This is a genomic window from Hydrogenophaga sp. Root209, assembly GCF_001428625.1.
Taxonomy (GTDB): Bacteria; Pseudomonadota; Gammaproteobacteria; order Burkholderiales; family Burkholderiaceae_C; genus Hydrogenophaga.
The window spans coordinates 100,565-117,272 of sequence record NZ_LMIE01000031.1 but is presented as its reverse complement, the minus strand read 5'-3'; the positions used below and the strand labels follow the sequence as shown (position 1 = coordinate 117,272).

The 16,708-nt window shown below is 67.8% G+C and carries 14 protein-coding genes; 5 read left to right on the top strand and 9 right to left on the bottom strand.

Annotated features, from left to right (window positions below):
- Positions 1-61 precede the first annotated feature (61 nt).
- Positions 62-991: a LacI family DNA-binding transcriptional regulator gene (locus tag ASE11_RS18995; RefSeq protein WP_056275179.1), complete on the bottom strand. Its 930-nt coding sequence runs from the start codon at positions 989-991 to the stop codon at positions 62-64.
- 107 nt (positions 992-1,098) lie between these two features.
- Between ASE11_RS18995 and garD the strand changes: the two genes are divergently transcribed.
- Complete coding sequence (garD, locus tag ASE11_RS18990) at positions 1,099-2,709, top strand: galactarate dehydratase (protein ID WP_056275176.1); 1,611 nt, start codon at positions 1,099-1,101, stop codon at positions 2,707-2,709.
- Here the strand turns inward: garD and ASE11_RS18985 are convergent.
- Genes ASE11_RS18985 through ASE11_RS18975 form a run of 3 tightly spaced genes read right to left on the bottom strand, consistent with a single transcriptional unit; the run spans position 2,702 to position 7,027 of the window.
- A complete protein-coding gene (locus tag ASE11_RS18985; RefSeq protein ID WP_056275173.1) occupies positions 2,702-3,916 on the bottom strand; it encodes an efflux RND transporter periplasmic adaptor subunit in 1,215 nt (404 codons plus the stop codon). The genes garD and ASE11_RS18985 overlap by 8 nt on opposite strands.
- Positions 3,913-6,282 (bottom strand): ABC transporter permease, encoded by a 2,370-nt coding sequence (locus ASE11_RS18980; RefSeq protein WP_056275171.1) that lies wholly within the window; start codon positions 6,280-6,282, stop codon positions 3,913-3,915. Before ASE11_RS18980 ends, ASE11_RS18985 begins: the two co-directional genes overlap by 4 nt.
- Before the next feature lie 7 nt (positions 6,283-6,289).
- On the bottom strand, positions 6,290-7,027 hold the full coding sequence (locus tag ASE11_RS18975) for an ABC transporter ATP-binding protein (RefSeq protein ID WP_056275169.1): 738 nt from the start codon (positions 7,025-7,027) through the stop codon (positions 6,290-6,292).
- A gap of 110 nt (positions 7,028-7,137) precedes the next feature.
- Here ASE11_RS18975 and ASE11_RS18970 point away from each other — a divergent pair, with 110 nt between their 5' ends.
- Together ASE11_RS18970 and ASE11_RS18965 are read left to right on the top strand one after the other, a co-directional pair.
- Positions 7,138-8,379, top strand: a complete 1,242-nt coding sequence (locus ASE11_RS18970) for a multidrug effflux MFS transporter (RefSeq protein WP_056275168.1) — start codon at positions 7,138-7,140, stop codon at positions 8,377-8,379.
- Between the two features lie 360 nt (positions 8,380-8,739).
- Positions 8,740-9,861: a DUF2855 family protein gene (locus tag ASE11_RS18965; RefSeq protein WP_056275166.1), complete on the top strand. Its 1,122-nt coding sequence runs from the start codon at positions 8,740-8,742 to the stop codon at positions 9,859-9,861.
- Positions 9,862-9,987: 126 nt separating this feature from the next.
- Here ASE11_RS18965 and ASE11_RS25980 read toward each other — a convergent pair whose 3' ends face one another.
- The 5 genes from ASE11_RS25980 to ASE11_RS18940 form a co-directional block, all read right to left on the bottom strand.
- Positions 9,988-10,842 (bottom strand): TonB C-terminal domain-containing protein, encoded by an 855-nt coding sequence (locus ASE11_RS25980; protein ID WP_056275164.1) that lies wholly within the window; start codon positions 10,840-10,842, stop codon positions 9,988-9,990.
- A gap of 10 nt (positions 10,843-10,852) precedes the next feature.
- Positions 10,853-11,869, bottom strand: coding sequence for a hypothetical protein (locus ASE11_RS25975; protein WP_056275162.1), 1,017 nt, complete (start codon positions 11,867-11,869; stop codon positions 10,853-10,855).
- 259 nt (positions 11,870-12,128) lie between these two features.
- A complete protein-coding gene (locus ASE11_RS18950; RefSeq protein ID WP_082585861.1) occupies positions 12,129-12,647 on the bottom strand; it encodes an OmpA family protein in 519 nt (172 codons plus the stop codon).
- Positions 12,648-12,768: 121 nt separating this feature from the next.
- Positions 12,769-13,218 (bottom strand): FecR domain-containing protein, encoded by a 450-nt coding sequence (locus ASE11_RS18945; protein ID WP_056275156.1) that lies wholly within the window; start codon positions 13,216-13,218, stop codon positions 12,769-12,771.
- Positions 13,219-13,400: 182 nt separating this feature from the next.
- On the bottom strand, positions 13,401-14,324 hold the full coding sequence (locus ASE11_RS18940) for a LysR substrate-binding domain-containing protein (protein WP_056275155.1): 924 nt from the start codon (positions 14,322-14,324) through the stop codon (positions 13,401-13,403).
- A 114-nt stretch (positions 14,325-14,438) separates the two neighbouring features.
- Between ASE11_RS18940 and ASE11_RS18935 the strand changes: the two genes are divergently transcribed.
- Complete coding sequence (locus ASE11_RS18935) at positions 14,439-15,527, top strand: tartrate dehydrogenase (RefSeq protein ID WP_056275154.1); 1,089 nt, start codon at positions 14,439-14,441, stop codon at positions 15,525-15,527.
- A 107-nt stretch (positions 15,528-15,634) separates the two neighbouring features.
- The gene (locus tag ASE11_RS18930) at positions 15,635-16,621 is read left to right on the top strand and encodes a Bug family tripartite tricarboxylate transporter substrate binding protein (RefSeq protein ID WP_056275152.1); all 987 of its coding nucleotides are present in this window, start codon (positions 15,635-15,637) and stop codon (positions 16,619-16,621) included.
- The last annotated feature ends 87 nt before the right edge of the window (positions 16,622-16,708 follow it).

Genomic DNA, 16,708 nt, shown 5'->3' with positions numbered 1-16,708 from the left:
CCGTGGTCGCCGATGACCGGACCAGCCGGAAAAGCCACCGGAGAAAACCAACCCGAGAGACTCAGGAAGTCTCCCGCTCCACGATGGAGAACCCCACATCCACCACCCGCTGCGCGACCTCGCGCCCCTCGGCCCGATCGATCAGGCTGCGTGCTGCCAGGCGGCCGATCTCCACGCCGTTGATGTGCACGGTGCTCAACGCGGGCGCCATGTCGGCGGCAAAAGGCACGTCGCCAAAGCCCATGATGGCCATCCGCTCGGCAACCGCAATGCCACGCACCCGCGCCTCGGTCAAAACGCCCAGGGCCAGCAGGTCCGAGCTGCAGAACACCGCATCCACATCGGGCGCCTGCGCCAGCAGACGGTCCAGCCCCTCACGCCCGCTCTGCAACGAGCGCGAGGCGCCCACATTCACCACCGACACTGGCGCGAGGCCTGCGCGCGCCACCTCGCGGCCAATGTCGGCGTGCGAGAACCCCACCAGCATGTCGATCGGCGTGGGCGTGAGGTCCCAGGTCTCCACCACCGGAATGCCCGAGGCCATGAGGCGCGTGCGGCCCAGACCGGGGCGCAGGATGCCGGTGAGGAAGATCCCGTCGGGCCGCCGGCCGATGATCGCTTCCAGCAGCGACTCCTCGCGCGCCGCCGAGTAACCCGACTGCCCCAGCATGAGCTGGTAGCCGGCGTCGAACAGGGTGTCGTTGAGCGCCTCGATGGTCGGCATGAAGACCGACATCACCGTGCTCGGCACCACCGCGGCAATCAGCCGGCTGCGCGACGAAGCCAGGCCGCCGGCCATGCGGTTGGGCACATAGCCCGTGCGCTGCACCGCGTCCAGCACCTTCTGCCGCACCTCTGCCGACACCTGTTCCGGCGTGTTGAGCACGCGCGAAGCGGTGATGGGCGCCACCCCGGCGAGCTTGGCCACGTCGCGCAGGGTGATGGCGCCACTGCCACGCCGAGCGCGTCGGGAGTTGTCGGTTTCTTTCATTTGAGGCTTAATCGAGGCTTGAAATGGTACCGGTACCAAACAGATGGCGATCGTATGCCGAAATGGCCACCGACGCTCGCCGAACCCCGCAATCTTAGGAGACAGGGATGTCACAAGCCCTCCAAACACCCCAGGCCGCCGGCTCGGCCGCACCGCTGACCATCCGCATGCACGCCAGCGACAACGTGGCCATCGTGGCCAACGACGGTGGCCTGCCCGTGGGCACCGAACTGCCCGGCGGCCTGGTGCTGCGCGACAAGGTGCCGCAAGGCCACAAGGTGGCGCTGGTGGACTTGCCCAAAGGCGCGGTCGTGCTGCGCTACGGCGTGCCCATCGGCCATGCGCTTTCGGACATTGCCGCCGGCAGCTGGGTGCACGAACGCCTGCTGCAAATGCCCGATGCCCGCGAGCTCGACAACCTGCCCATGGCCACCGTCAAACCCGAGCCGCAGCCCGCCCTGGAGGGTTACACCTTCGAGGGTTACCGCAACGCCGACGGCTCGGTCGGCACGCGCAACATCCTGGCCATCACCCAGACCGTGCAGTGCGTGGCCGGCGTCACCGACTTTGCCGTGCAGCGCATCAAGGCCGAGCTGCTGCCGCGTTTTCCGAATGTGGACGACGTGGTGGCGCTGGAGCACGGCTACGGCTGCGGCGTGGCCATCGACGCACCCGACGCGGTGATCCCCATCCGCACGCTGCGCCACATCAGCCTGAACCCCAACTTCGGGGGTGAGGTGATGGTGGTCAGCCTGGGTTGCGAGAAGCTGCAGCCCGAGCGTTTGCTGCCACCGGGTTCGATTCCATTGGTGGATGAGCGCAACGTGGCCGACGTGGGCACCAGCGCCGAGACCCGGCTTGACGTGGTCTGCCTGCAGGACGACGCGCACGTGGGTTTCATGAGCATGGTGGACTCCATCGTGCGCCAGGCCGAAGAGCACCTGGAGCGCCTGAACGCGCGCCGGCGCGTGACCGTGCCCGCGAGTGAACTCGTGGTGGGCGTGCAGTGCGGGGGCAGCGATGCGTTCTCAGGCGTCACGGCCAATCCCGCAGTGGGCTTCTGCACTGATTTGCTGGTGCGCGCGGGCGCCAGCGTGATGTTTTCCGAAACCACCGAGGTGCGCGACGGTATTGCCCAGCTCACCGCACGCGCCACCACGCCCGAGGTGGCGCAGGCCATGGTGCGCGAGATGGCCTGGTATGACGCTTACCTGAAACGCGGCAGCGTGGACCGCAGTGCCAACACCACGCCCGGCAACAAAAAAGGCGGCCTGTCCAACATCGTGGAAAAGGCCATGGGCTCGATCGTGAAGTCGGGCAGCGCGCCGATTTCCAACGTGCTCGCGCCCGGCGAGAAGCTCAAGCACAAGGGCCTGACCTACGCCGCCACGCCCGCGAGCGATTTCATCTGCGGCACGCTGCAGCTCGCTGCCGGCATGAACCTGCATGTGTTCACCACCGGGCGCGGCACGCCTTACGGACTGGCTGCGGTGCCGGTGATCAAGGTCGCCACGCGCAGCGACCTGGCGCGGCGCTGGCACGACCTCATGGACATCAACGCCGGCGCAATAGCAGACGGCTCGGCCAGCATCGAAGACGTCGGCTGGGAAATGTTCCGCCTCATGCTCGACGTGGCCAGCGGCCGCAAGAAGACCTGGGCCGAGCACTGGAAGCTGCACAACGCCCTGGTGCTCTTCAACCCCGCGCCAGTCACCTGATCTTCACGGCCTGCCCGTCCGCGATGGTGCTGCCCGGGTAGAGCAGCACCCGCTCGCCTTCGCGCACACCTTCACTCACCCACGCCACGTCGGCGTTGCGCTCGCGCAGCGTCACGGCGCGGGCCACGGCCCGTTGCCCCTCGAACACGAACACCCGCCACGCCGTGCCGTCGCGCACCAGGGCTGCGCTGGGCACGAGCAGGGCACCTTCCTGCGAAGACACCGTGATGCGCGCATCGACCCGGAAGCCATCGCCCAGGCGCTGGGGCTGGGCGACCGTGGTGTCCAGGTCCACGATCACGTTCACCCGCTGCTCCTCGATGCCCAGGGCCGACACCTTGGTGAAGGCCACCGGCTCGATGCGCACCACATGGCCGGGCAGCGCCGGCGCTCCCGTGGTGAGCGTGAGGCGCACGGGTGCGCCCGGCGCGATCTGCTGCACCTCGCTGGAGAGCACGTCGATCACCGCCTCCACCGCTGCGATGTCGCCTATCTCCAGCAAGTGCTGGCCCGCGGTCACGGGGGCCGCGCTGTCCAGGTGCAGCTTGATCACCTGGCCATCCACCGGGCTCTTGAGCGCCCACAGACCCTCAAGGCGAGCGCCTGCGCCGGGTTCGGACCGCGCCAGCGCGGCCTGGGCTTCGGCCAGCGCGAACTCGGTCGCGCGCAGCTCGGCGCGTCCGGCGTCCAGCGCCTGCTGGGCCGAGCGCCGCGCCAACACGGTCTGGTCGAGCGCGGAGGGCGCGATGAAGTTGTCGCGCGCGAGCTTCTGTGCCCGCTCGGCTTCCAGGCTGGCCTGCGCCAACGCGGTGTCCAGGCGCTGCAGTTGTGCGCTTGACGCGCGGCGCGCCGCGTCGGCACTGCCCACGCGCTGCTGCAGCACCAGCCGTGTGCGGGCGTCGATCATCTGCGACGCCACCGGCGTCAGCGTGGCCACCACGTCACCGGCGCGCACGGCGTCGCCCACCTTGAGCGTGGGCCGCGCCAGCTCGGCCAGGGTGGGCGCGGAGATCAGGTAGCGGTGCTTCAGGCGCAGCTGGCCGTCTTCTTCGATGGCCTGCTCGAAACGGCCGGTGGTCACCGGCGCCACCTCCACCACCAAGGGGCGCGGCTGGAAGGCCCAGAAGGCGAGGGCGGTGGCCACCAGGGCCCCGAGCGCCCAGGGCGCCCAGCGGCGCCATCGGTTGTTGTGGTTGGTCTTGTTCATTCGCGGACTTTCAAAACAGCGACCAGGTCGAGCCGGTCGATCTGGCGGCGCACCATCAGAGCGCTGACAATGCCGGCGGCCAGCACGATCAGCGCCGCCCAGGCGTAGGTGGCGGGTTCGATGACCACCGGGAAATCGATGTTGTCCGAGGACATGAGCCGCATCATCAGGGACGCCAGCGCCCAGCCCGCCACCGCGCCCAGGGGCAGGGCCAGCAGGAGCTCGGCCCCGAGTTCACCGAGCAGCAGCACCGAGACCTCGGCCCGTGTCATGCCCAGCACGCGCAGGCTGGCGAGTTCCCAGGCCCGTTCAGACAGCGTGATGCGCGCCGCGTTGTAGACGATGCCCACCGCCATCGCCACGGCAAACAGCGTGAGGATGCCGCTGAACACGCCCATGTTGCGCGAGGTGGTCTCGTTGAAGCTGGCCATGGAGCCAGCCTTGTCGAACACCGCGTTGATCACTGGCGCGCGCTTGACCGCCGCCCAGAATTCCTTCATGGCCAGCGGGTCCACCCGCAGCGCGGCCTCGGCCACGCCGGCACCGTCGCGCGCCAGCGTGTTCATGGCGTCCAGGTTCATGAAGGCCTGTTTGCCCATCATGGTGTGCACGATGTCGACCACCTCCACGGTGGTGCGGGTCTGGCTCCAGAGGCGAAAGTCCACCTCGACGCGGTCACCCACGCGCGCGCCCACGGCATTGGCCAGCAGCGACGACATCACCAGCCCGCTGGCGGGCAGGGCCACGTGGCCGCGCGCGTCGTCCACCGCGCGCAGGAGTTGCGCATCCTTGATCAAGCCCATCAGCGCCGCATCGTCGGTCTGCCCGCGCAGGTGCACGCGCACCGGCTCGCTGCGGTAGGGCTCGGCACTCATCACGCCGGGCAGGCGCTGCAGGTCCTGCACCACCGACAGCGGCACCGGGCGGTGGAAGTTCACCAGCACGTCGCCTTGCTGCACCTGGCGGAACTGCACGTCGACGATGTGGGCGATGGCGTCCAGCCAGAAAGCGCCCGAGATCTGCAGCGCGACCGAGAGCGCGATGCCGGTGACGGTGAAGGCCGCGCGCAGCGGGCGGCGCTCGAAGTTTCGGATGACCATGAGCGCGCCGGTGCTCACGCGTCGGCCCAGGCCCAGCCGTTCGATCAGCGTCTGGCGGTAGTGGGGCGGGGTGGGGGGTTGCATGGCCTGTGCGGGCCGAAGCCGCACCACCGCGTGGATGGCGGCCCAGGTGCCGGCCGCGGCGGCGGCAAAGGCCAGCGCCGTGGCGACCACCACCAGCCATGGCGTGGTGACGTAGGCGAGGTGGTTGAAGCGGAACACCTCGTCGTACAGCCCGAGCATCAGTTGCCCGATGACCACGCTCAGGCCCAGCCCTGCCACCACGCCCAGGCCGGCAATCACCATGGAGAGCTTGATGTAGTGCCAGGCGATGGCCCCGTCGCTGTAGCCCAGCGCCTTGAGCGCGGCGATCTGGCCGCGCTGCGTGGCCACCTGGCGGCTGATCACCACGTTGAGGATGAACATGGCCACGGCCAGGAAGATCGAGGGCAGCACCGTGCCCATCACCTTGAGTTGCGAGAGCTCGTCGGCGACGATCTTGGCCGAGAGCTGTTTGTCGCGACCCACCGCGCCCAGCGCGCCGTAGGCGTCGAGCAGGCGATCGGTCTGCTCGATCACGGCGGGTTGTGATGCGCCCGCGTCCAGCCGAAGCGCGGCCTGGTTGAACGCGCCCTGCAGGTCGAAGGCGTGCGCCATGCGCTCGCTGTCGATCCACCAGATGCCGAAGGTCTGGTCGTCGGGCGCGCCACCGCGCGAGGCAAACACGTACTCGGGCGAAATCGCCGTGCCCACCAGGTGCACCTGCTCCAGTCGACCATTCAGGATGGCGTTGACCCGGTCACCGGGCTTGAGGCCTCGCGCCACGGCGAACCGGTCGCTCACCACCGCCTCCAGCGCACGGCCGCGTTCGGGCCAGCGCCCGCTGCGCAGTGTGAGCGCATTGAGTCCCTGGCGCTGCGCATGCACGCGGGCCAGATCGAGCCCGATGAAGCGCCCCGTCACGGGTGCATCGGCGTCGGGCAAGGCGATCTGCGCGTCCATCACCACGTCGAGCTTGACCTCGGCCACGCCAGGGATGGCGGCGAGCCGCGTGCCCAGGTGCACGGGCGCGCGCTTGACATTGGCAAACACGTCGGCGAGGCGGTTGTCGCGGTAGAAGCTGTCGCGCGATCCCTGCAGCGACTCGTGCACCGAGAACATGCCCACAAAGCCAGCCACGCCGATGGCCACCACCACCGCGATGGTGCTCACCTGGGCGCGCAGGCGCTTCAGATCGCGCCAGAGCTTGGTGTCCAGGGCCTTCATGGTGGGCTCACCAGCGCAGGGTGGACGCGGCCACCTTGTGTGTGTTGACCCGCACGTCCTTGATGCTCCCATCGGCCAGACGCAGCACGCGGTCGGCCATGTCGGCGATCGGCGCGTTGTGCGTGATCACCACCGTGGTCGTGCCCAGCGTGCGGTTCACGTGTTCGATGGCCTGCAGCACCATCACGCCGGTGGCGTAGTCCAGCGCGCCGGTGGGCTCGTCGCACAGCAGGACGGCGGGCCGCTTGGCGATGGCCCGCGCAATGGCCACGCGCTGCTGCTCGCCGCCGGAGAGCTGCGAGACGAAGTGGTTCCTGCGTTCGCTCAGCCCCACCAGCGCCAGCGCTTCTTCGGGCGGCATCGGGTCGTCGGCCAGGTCGGTCACCAGCGCCACGTTTTCCAGCGCGGTCAGGCTGGGGATGAGGTTGTAGAACTGGAACACGAAGCCCACGTGCTCGCGGCGGTAGCGTGTGAGCTCGGCGTCGCTGGCGCCGGTGAGTTCGTGCGATTCGCCTTCGTGCACCCAGCGCGCCGTGCCGGCGCTGGCGCTGTCCAGCCCGCCCAGGATGTTGAGCAGGGTCGACTTGCCACTGCCCGAGGCCCCCAGCAACACCACGAACTCGCCGCGCACGATGGACAGATCCACCCCGCGCAGCGCGTGCACGGCGGTCTCGCCCTCGCCATAGACCTTGGTCAGGCCCTCGGCGATGAAGACGGGTTCGGCATCCAGCGGGGCGGCGTTCATCGGGTGGGTCGGGCAAAAAAATTCCAGCTTCCCATTCAATCACCCGGGCTGCCCTGTGTCCTTGACACCGGTCAAGTCATCGCCATTGCCTTAGACTCCCGCCTCCCCTCATGTCTGCATCCCTCACCCCCACCCCCAACCCATCCCACGGCCCGCTGATCGCCAACCTGATCGCGCAGCTCGCCTTCGGCCTGCTCGCCATGACCATCTGCCTGCCGTCCATGCAGGAGTGGGGTGCCGTGTTCGGATCGGATCAGGCGAGCGTGCAGCTCACCTTCAGCGGCTACGTGGTGGCCTATGGCGGACTGCAGCTGCTCTACGGCCCGTGGTCCGACCGGTGGGGTCGAAAGAAGGTGCTGATGTTCGGTCTGGCGCTCGCCGGCCTGGGCTCGGTGCTGGCGGCGCTCTCTCCCAGCCTGGCGTGGCTCACCGCGGCGCGCGTGTTGCAAGGCGCGGGCTGCGCGGCGGGCATGGTGGTCGGCCGGGCCATGGTGCAAGACCTCTTCACCGGCGCCGAGCGCACGCGCGTGATGGCCTACGTGGGCATGGCCATGGGCTTGATCCCGCCCACTGCCACCATCCTGGGCGGGCAGATCCATGTGCGCCTGGGCTGGCAGGCCAACTTCGTGCTCATCGCCGTGCTCGCGGTCGTGCTGTTCGTGGCCGCGTGGAAGGGCCTGCCCGACCACAAGCCAGCCGCCACCGTGCAGCCGCATTGGCTGGGTGCCATGCTGTCGTCGTACGCGCGGCTGGCGCGCGAGCCTTCGTTCCTGCTGTTCGTGTTCATCCTGGCCATGAGCACCGCCAACTTCTATGCCTTCCTGGCGGGCGCGCCCATCGTGCTGGGCAGCTATGGCGTGGGGCCCGCAGGGATCGGCTACTACATCATGGTCGTGCCGCTGTCCTACATCGTGGGCAACTACCTCACCACGCACCTGGTGCACCGCACCGGTGACCGCGCCATGATGATGCTGGGCCAGCTGTGCACGGTGGGTGGCGTCGCGCTCATGCTGGTGCTGGCCCTGGCCAACGTGGACACCCCGCTGGCCTTTGCGCTGCCGCTCATGTTGATGGGCCTGGGCAACGGTTTCCTGGTGCCCCCGGCACTCACCGGCACGGTGGGGCTGGTGCCGGCGCTCGCCGGCTCGGCCGCCGCGGTGGCGGGTCTGGCGCAGCAACTCATGGGGGCGGTGGGCGGCTACGCGGTGGGCCTGGTACCGCACGACGGTGCGGTGAACCTGGGCTGGCTGATGCTGGGCCTGGGCAGCGTGGCGATGGCGGCGCAGGTGATGCTGAACCGCCGGCGCAGCGCCAAAGCCGCGCCGGTGCGCAGCACTCCCGACGACGCTTGACGCCGGCTGGCCCGGGCGCGCTGCAGGCGATGGGTTCGCTGGCGAACAGACCACCGCCTTGCGCAGTGGTCAGATGATCCTGCAGGCACATGCCGATGCCCCTCACCGAGGGCCGGCAATGCTCGGGAGAATCACATGTACATCGGCGGCGGCGCTCTATTGCTCATCATCATCCTGTTCCTCGTGTTCCGTTGAACCCTGGTGCGAGGGCTCACACATCCGTGTGTGGGCCTTCGTGCGGCCGTGTCCGCTGAATGTGTGCGCCTGTGTCATTGAGGCAGGCCCGCGAACGCGAGTGACAACCGCGGGCGCGAGATCAGTGCACCATGGCGTTGCCGTCACTACCCGCACGCCCGCACCATGACCACACAGCAATTCCAGGTCCGCAAGGACCAGCTCGCCACCACCCGCACCGTGCAACTGCCCGACGCGCCACTGGCTGATGGCGAGATTCGCGTGCGCATCGAGCACTTTGCCTACACCTCCAACAACATCACCTACGCCGCGTTTGGCGATGCGATGAACTACTGGCAGTTCTTCCCGGTCGCACCTGCGTCTGGCGATGACACCGCATGGGGCCTGGTGCCGGTGTGGGGGTTTGGCGTGGTGGAGCAGACGCAGTGCGCGGGCGTGGCCGTGGGCGAACGCCTGTACGGCTACTGGCCCATGGCTTCACACGCGGTGCTCAAGCCCGTGCGCCTGTCGCCCGAAGGTTTCTTTGACGGCGCACCGCACCGCGCCACGCTGCATCCGGTCTACAACAATTACCTGCGCTGCGCGGTGGACCCGCTGCACGATCCCGCCACCGAGCCGCTTCAGGCCTTGCTGCGCCCGCTCTTCCTCACCGCCTGGCTGATCGACGATTTTCTGGCCGACAACGATTTCTTTGGAACGTGCCAAGACGGCAAGCGCGGCGTGATGCTGCTCTCGTCGGCCAGCAGCAAGACGGCGTATGCCACGGCCGCCCAGCTGGCGAAGCGGCCCGAGGTGGAGGTGGTGGGCCTCACCTCGCCGGGCAATGTGGCGTTTTGCGAAAGCCTGGGCGTGTACAGCCGCGTGCTCACCTACGACCAGCTCGAGCAACTGCCGCAGGCCACACCCTGCGTGTACGTGGACTTTGCGGGCAACGGCGCGCTGCGCAAGGCCATCCACGGCCGTTTCGCCGCGCTGGCCTACAGCTGCTCCATCGGCGGCACCCACGTGGACCAGCTCGCCGGCGGCCGCGATCTGGCCGGGCCGCGCCCGGTGCTGTTCTTCGCGCCCACCCAGGCCAAAAAGCGCCACGGCGACTGGGGCGCCGCCGGTTTCAACGAGCGCATGGGCAAGGCCTGGCACGCCTTCATGGCCCAGGTGAGCCAACCCGCTGCGCCCTGGGTGGTGGTGCAGCACCACAAAGGCCCGGCCGCCGTGCAGGCCGCTCACGCCCTGGTGCTGGGCGGGCGAGGCGACGCGCGCGTGGGGCACATGCTGTCGCTGCCGTGAGCGACGCGTGACTTTACGCACAGAGACTGTGCCCTACGCTGTGGATAACAAGGTGGACAACCGCCGCAGCCCGCCGCCCGCCTGGCTTGGCGGGGACTGCTTAAAAATAGGGCGCTGACCGCAGGTTCAGTACAGCCGCACGGCCATGTCGAAATGCCAGGTGCGGCGGATTTCGATCACGTCGTACTCGCTCGCCAGGCCCGGCGGAAACGCCGGGTAGTTCGCCTGGCTGTGCACGATGCGAGGGATGGCCTCGTCGATGGCCGTCACGCCGCTGGAGCGCACAAAGGTCACCGACTCCACCGTGCCATCGCTGCGGATCGCCACCGTCACCACGGGCTGGGTGTGCGGCTGCTTCGCCGCCTCGCGCACCATGTCGATGGTCATGTTCATCTGGATCTTGCGGGCCCAGGCCTCCGCATAGAGGATGAGTTCGGTGTTGGGATCGGTGTGCCCGAAGAGCCGGGCCCGGCGCAATGTGCTCGCCGAGGGCAAGCGGCGTGCCGCCGCTTCGGCCGCCTCGCGCCGGTCGGCTTCCTCGTTCAACTGCCGCCCGATGGCCCGAAGCCGCTCTTCGCGTTTCGCTTCCGCCGCCTGCCGCTCGGCTTGCAGGCGCGCGGCTTCTCCCTGAGCCGCTTGCTGGCGGGCAGCCTCCTGCTGACCAGCCGCTTGCTGCGCGGCGGCCTGACGCGCGCCCTCTTGCCGTGCGGCTTCGGCGGCTTGCTGGCGGGCGGCCTCTTGCCGCGCGGACGCTTGCTGCGCGGCAGCCTGGCGTTCCGCTTCGAGCCGTGCGGCCTCGGCCCGTGCCGCTTCCTGGCGTGCTGCGTCCTCGCGTGCCGCTTCCTGTTGCGCAGCCGCGCGTTGTGCCACCGCCTGTTGCTCGGCTTCCAACCGGGCTGCTTCGACCCGTGCCGCCTCCTGACGAGCGGCTTCTTGCTGCGTTGCCGCTTGCTGCGCGGCGGCTTGGCGTTCGGCTTCCAACCGCGCGGCTTCAACCCGCTCTGCTTGCTGGCGAGCGGCTTCCTGCTCGGTCGCTTGCTGCCTTGCAGCCGCCTGGCGCTCTGCCTCCTGACGTTCTGCTTCCAGTTGCCGCGCGGCTTCCTGCTGATTGGGCGGCGGCTTGCCGTTCGGCCTCCGCGCGTTCGGCGTCGGCCTGCGCGGCATTCTGTCGGGCTGCTTGCGCGCGCGCGATCTCCTGCCGTGCTGCTTCCTGGCGCTCCGCTTCCTCTTGCTGTGCCGCTGCCAACTGCGCAGCCTTCTGGCGAGCCGCGCCCTGGCGCTCAACTTCCAGCCGTGCGCTTTCGACCTGCGCCGCTTCCTGTCGAGCGGCTTCCTGGCGATCGGCCTCGACGCGCGCCAGTTCCTGCCGGGCCGTCTCCTGTTGCGCCTCTTCGCGCCTGGTGGCTTCTGCCCGCGCAGCCTCTTGCTGACTGGCTTCCAGTCGCGCCGCCTCTTGCCGCACCGCCTCCAGCCGCTCAAGCTCCAGCCGCTCCGTTTCCTGCGGTTGCGCCTGTGGCTCGGCGCGGTTGAGCAGAGCCACCTCGGCGGGGGACTCCTGTGCCCGTGGCGCGACAGGCGCGACCGCTGGTTCGCCGGCCTCATGAATCGGTGGCAACGCCGTTTCTGGAACAGGCTCGTTCGGCGCGGCCGCGACCACGGGCTCTGGCTGGGCCGGTGGCGCGCTCGCTGCCGGCGTCGGCCCAGAGATTGGCGCGGGGGGCTTCGACGGCTTTGGGGGCCTTGGCGCAGACCGCCGGGCCACCGGGCGCACCGCCTGTGCGGGGGGCGATGGCTCCACCGCCTGCGCCTGCGCAGGCTGCGCCACCGTTTCCTTCGTCGCAGTCAGGAGCACGCGCAGATTGGGCACCTCGATCCGCCGGTCCTGCCAGGGAAAGCCGAAGCCTGGCAGCCCGATGCCCTGGCCACCAAAGGTCAGGCCCAAGAGCAGGGCGTGGAACACGAGGGAGAGCAGCAGCGCGACCGACATGCGCCTGCGCTCGCGCGTCATGCGATCACTCTGCGGGCGGCCACGGGAGGCACCCCACGGCGATCCCGCAGGCTTGGAGGCAGAGCGGGGCCTCGGTGAAACGCTGGGAACGGTGGCGCTCAAATGTCCTCCGCCGTCGTTGCGCGGGCGCGGCCCAGGCGGGCCGGGTCGGGCCAAAGCACTGGGGAGGGTGTCGTGAGCAGCATCCGGCCGATTGTCGTATCCAAACTGTCGGGTCCGTGTGCCGGGCCTCACCGGGCCTGTTCCTGGTGGACCGTGGTCAAAAAATCAGGATTTCGACGCGCCGGTTGCGCGGTTCCCAAGCACCCGGACCGGATGGCGTCAGAGGCTTGGCGTCACCGAAGAATTGCACCTCGATGTCCTTGAGCGAGGGATCGTTCGTTCTGAGAAGGTGGGCAGCGGCCTCGGCTCGATCGGCCGACAACCTCAGGTTCCATTCCTTCGTGCCGGTGGCATCGGCGTGCCCGAACACCGTGATGCTGGTGGGCTTGCGCTCGCGCACCTCGTCAAAAATGGCAGGCAGCATGGCCTTCGACTCCTCGGTCAGCTCGGTCTTGTCCAACAGGAACTGCAGGATGAAGGTCCTGGGCTTCGGCGGTTGTGCCTTGAGCAAGGTGCCGTAAGCCGTGTCTATCGTGTTGCGGCTGATCGTCCTGGCTTTTGACGGTGCCGCGCTGCTCCCATTGACGGACGTGTAGCTGAACGCCTTGTCGAGCCGCCGTGATCCTGAGGCCGTGGAAACCGACACGGCGCCGACCGTGCTGTCTTCATCGGGCATCAGGACGACGGTCGTTCGGGTGCTGGTCGGCGGCGGTGTGGCGCATCCGCCAAGGAGTGCGACGGCGAGCAGGAGCGGCGCCGCGAACCGGGCGCAAGGGTTTTCTGATGTCCTCACGGCCCTAGTCCGCCTCGATGATGAATCGCGTCCCGCGAACGCCGATGGTCGCCGTGGGCGTGCCCACCTTGACCGCTTCCGGCGCCAGCTTGGCGATCATTCCCGACGAGTAGATCGCGGCCCCCCGGGCGAGGTAGACAAAGAACTCGTATTTCGCCTGCTTGGGCTCGAAGGCGTAGTCGCGCACCTGGATGTCGGTGGACGGCCCGACCGTCAGCGTCGTTCCGTCCTTGAACACGATGCCCGCGGAGGAACCGGAACCGGAAACGATGCGGTCCGAGACGAACAGCGTCGAGCCCGACACGGCGTCCAGCGTGGAGCCATTGCGAGCGATGCCGATATCCCCGGACACATTCTTGAACGTGGCGACATGGTCGCCATTCGCGCTTGCCGACCCGACAAACCCCAACGGCCCCACCACTGCCAGCAGCGAGGCAAAGATCAAGCGCTTCATCGGGTTCCCTTGTTTTGCGGTTGTCGAAAGACACAGACCCGGTGCACCATGGGCTGCGGCCGACAGTACGGACCCCGTCGCTGCTCGTATGTTCGATGTCGCACATAGGGATGCTCAAGCGCATCTCTTCAGGGAAGAGTGTGAGGAAATCCACACTCGCCCGGGATGGCCGACCCGGTTTCCTATGCTGCACCTGCCTGCTTCTTGAACGACAGCGCCACGAAATCAACAAACGCCCGCACACGCACGGCCAACTGGTGGCGTTGTGGGTAGACAGCGTAGATGTCGGCGTCGGGTGTGGCGTACTGGGGCAGCACCTGGATGAGCCGCCCGTTGGCCAGGTAGCGCTCGATGTCCCACTCGGCGCGCATGAGGATGCCGTGGCCGTCCAGTGCCCAGTTGACCGCGATCCCGCCATCGTTGGTGGTCAGGTTGCCACGGGTCTTGATGGCTTCGGTGGTGACGTTCTTGCCACGTCCACTGGCCAGGCGCCACAGCCCGTAGGCCTCTTCGCCCTGGCGGATGCCGATGCAGTTGTGTTTGACCAGGTCGTTGGGCACCCTGGGTGTGCCGTGTCTGGCCAGGTAGGCGGGAGACGCGCAGAGCAGCCGCCGGTTGGGCGCGATGTGGCGGGCGATCACGCGTGCGTCGGGCGGCGCGCCGAAGCGTATGCAGACGTCGAACGAGTCGTCGGTCAGCGCGGGCGGATTGACCGAAAGCTGCAGCTGCACCTCCATCTGCGGGTGCTTGCGCACGAAGCGTGAAATCAGCGGCGCCACGTGGCTGCGCCCGAAGCCCAGCGTGGCATTCACGCGCAGCAAGCCTTTGGGTGTTCCCTTGGACACACCCAGCAACGCCTGCATGCCGTCGATCTCGCCGAGGATGCGGCGCGCGTGTTCCAGGTAGAGCTCGCCCTCGGGCGTCATGCCCATGCGCCGGGTGGTGCGGTTGACCAGAACCACGCCCAGGCGCGCCTCCATCTGCGCCAGATGTTTGCTCACCGCTGGCGTGGTGATGCCGAGTTCGCGGGCCGCGGCACTCAGGCTGCCGGCACCCGCCAGCGCGGAAAAAAAGCCCAGATCGGCGGGTTGAATGGCGTTGCTCATGGTGGGTCCATTGTTGAATGCAGGTAAACAATGGATTCACTTTAGCGGTGAATGGACACGCCGTGCAAGCTCTACATTCACCCCATTGAACCATCCCCCACGAGGAAACAGCCGATGAAAACTTACGCCATTGCAACGATTCCAGGAGACGGCATCGGCAAGGAAGTGGTGCCTGCTGGCCAACAGGTGCTGGAGGCCATCGCCGCATCCAGCAGCGGTTTCAGATTTGTTTTCGAGGACTTCGACTGGGGCGGCGATTACTACCGCGAACACGGCGTGATGATGCCGGCCGATGGCCTGGACGCGCTGCGCCACAAGGACGCCATCCTGTTCGGCTCCGCGGGCGATCCGGACATTCCCGACCACATCACCCTGTGGGGCCTGCGGCTGAAGATCTGCCAGGGCTTCGACCAGTACGCCAACGTGCGCCCCACGCGCATCCTGCCCGGTATCGACGCGCCGCTCAAGCGTTGCAAACCCGAAGACCTGAACTGGATCATCGTGCGCGAGAACTCCGAAGGCGAGTACTCCGGCGTGGGCGGTCGGGTTCACCAGGGCCATCCCATCGAAGCCGCCACCGACGTGACCATGATGACCCGCGTAGGGGTGGAGCGTGTCATGCGCTTTGCCTTCAAGCTGGCGCAATCGCGGCCCCGCAAACTGCTCACCGTGATCACCAAGAGCAACGCCCAGCGCCACGCCATGGTGATGTGGGACGAGATCGCACTGGAGATTTCCCGCGAATTCCCCGACGTGAAGTGGGACAAGGAAATCGTGGACGCCGCCACCGCCCGCATGGTGAACCGCCCGGCCACGCTGGACACCATCGTGGCCACCAACCTGCACGCCGACATCCTCTCCGATCTGGCCGCCGCGCTGGCGGGCAGCCTGGGCATAGCGCCCACCGGCAACATCGACCCGGAGCGCCGCTACCCCAGCATGTTCGAACCCATCCACGGCTCGGCGTTTGACATCATGGGCAAGGGCCTGGCCAACCCGATCGGCACTTTCTGGAGTTGCGTCATGTTGCTCGAACACCTGGGCGAGATGGACGCTGCCCGGCGCCTGATGAGCGCCATCGAACAAGTCACCGCCAACCCCGCGCTGCACACCGGCGACCTGGGTGGACGCGCCACCACGGCACAGGTGACGCAAGCCGTGTGCGATCTGCTCGGCATCGGCGAGCGACGCCTCGCCGCCTGATCTGAAGTTCATGCCGGATGCACTTTTTTCAAAGTGATTCGGCGACCCCACCGGATCGCAGAGTCCGGTTCATCAGAGCGCAGACCGCGCCGTTTTTGGAGACAAGCATGCAAGCCATTCATTCCCTCAACCGTCGTCACGTCGTGCAGGCCCTCGCACTGGGTCTCGCCGTTGCCGGCACCAGCGCCATGGCCCAGAGCTGGCCCACCCGACCGATCTCACTGATCGTGCCTTTTGCGGCTGGTGGCACCACCGATGTGCTGGCCCGCGCGCTGGCCGACAAGCTGTCGCAAAGCCTGGGTCAGCCGGTGGTCGTGGAAAGCAAGCCCGGTGCAGGTGCGACCATCGGCGCCGACTTCGTGGCCAAGGCCAAGCCCGACGGCCACACGCTGCTGATGGGCGCGGTGCACCACACCATTGCGTCCAGCGTCTACAAGAAGCTGCCGTACGACTTCGCCAAAGACCTGGCCCCCATCACCACCGTGGCCCTGGTGCCCAACGTGCTGGTGGTCAACGCCAGCACCCCGGCGAAGAACGTGAACGAACTGGTGGCCTTGCTCAAGGCAAGCCCTGGCAAGCTGGCTTACGGCTCCAACGGCAACGGCACGGCGCAGCACCTGATCGGCACGCAGTTCCAGAACCAGACCGGCACCGCCGTGATCCACATCCCGTACAAAGGCAGCGGCCCCTTGTCCACCGACCTGCTGGGCGGTCAGATCATGATGACCTTCGACACCATCACGCCGGTGCTGCCGCACATCAAGGCAGGCAAGCTGCGCGCGCTTGCGGTGACCACGGCCAAACGCTCGGCAGCCCTGCCCGACGTGCCCACGCTGGAGGAGGCTGGCCTCAAGGGCTTCAACATCGGCACCTGGTTCGGCGTGTTGGCTCCGGCAGCCACACCGCAGGACATCGTGACCCGCCTCAACGCCGAGATGGTCAAAGTGATCCAGTCGCCCGAGTTCCGCAGCCGCATGGCCGAGATTGGTGCCGAGCCGATTGGCGACACCAGCGCGCAGATGGCTCAGCAGATTGCCAGCGAGACGGAGAAGTTCGGCAAGTTGGTCAAGGAAGCGAAGGTCGTGATCGACTGAGGCAGGGCGGGCGCCCAAAAAGCGGCGCTGTTGGGTTCGGTTTGTTCCACCAGTGGACAGGGTTTGACCTTTAAGATACTGTACGCA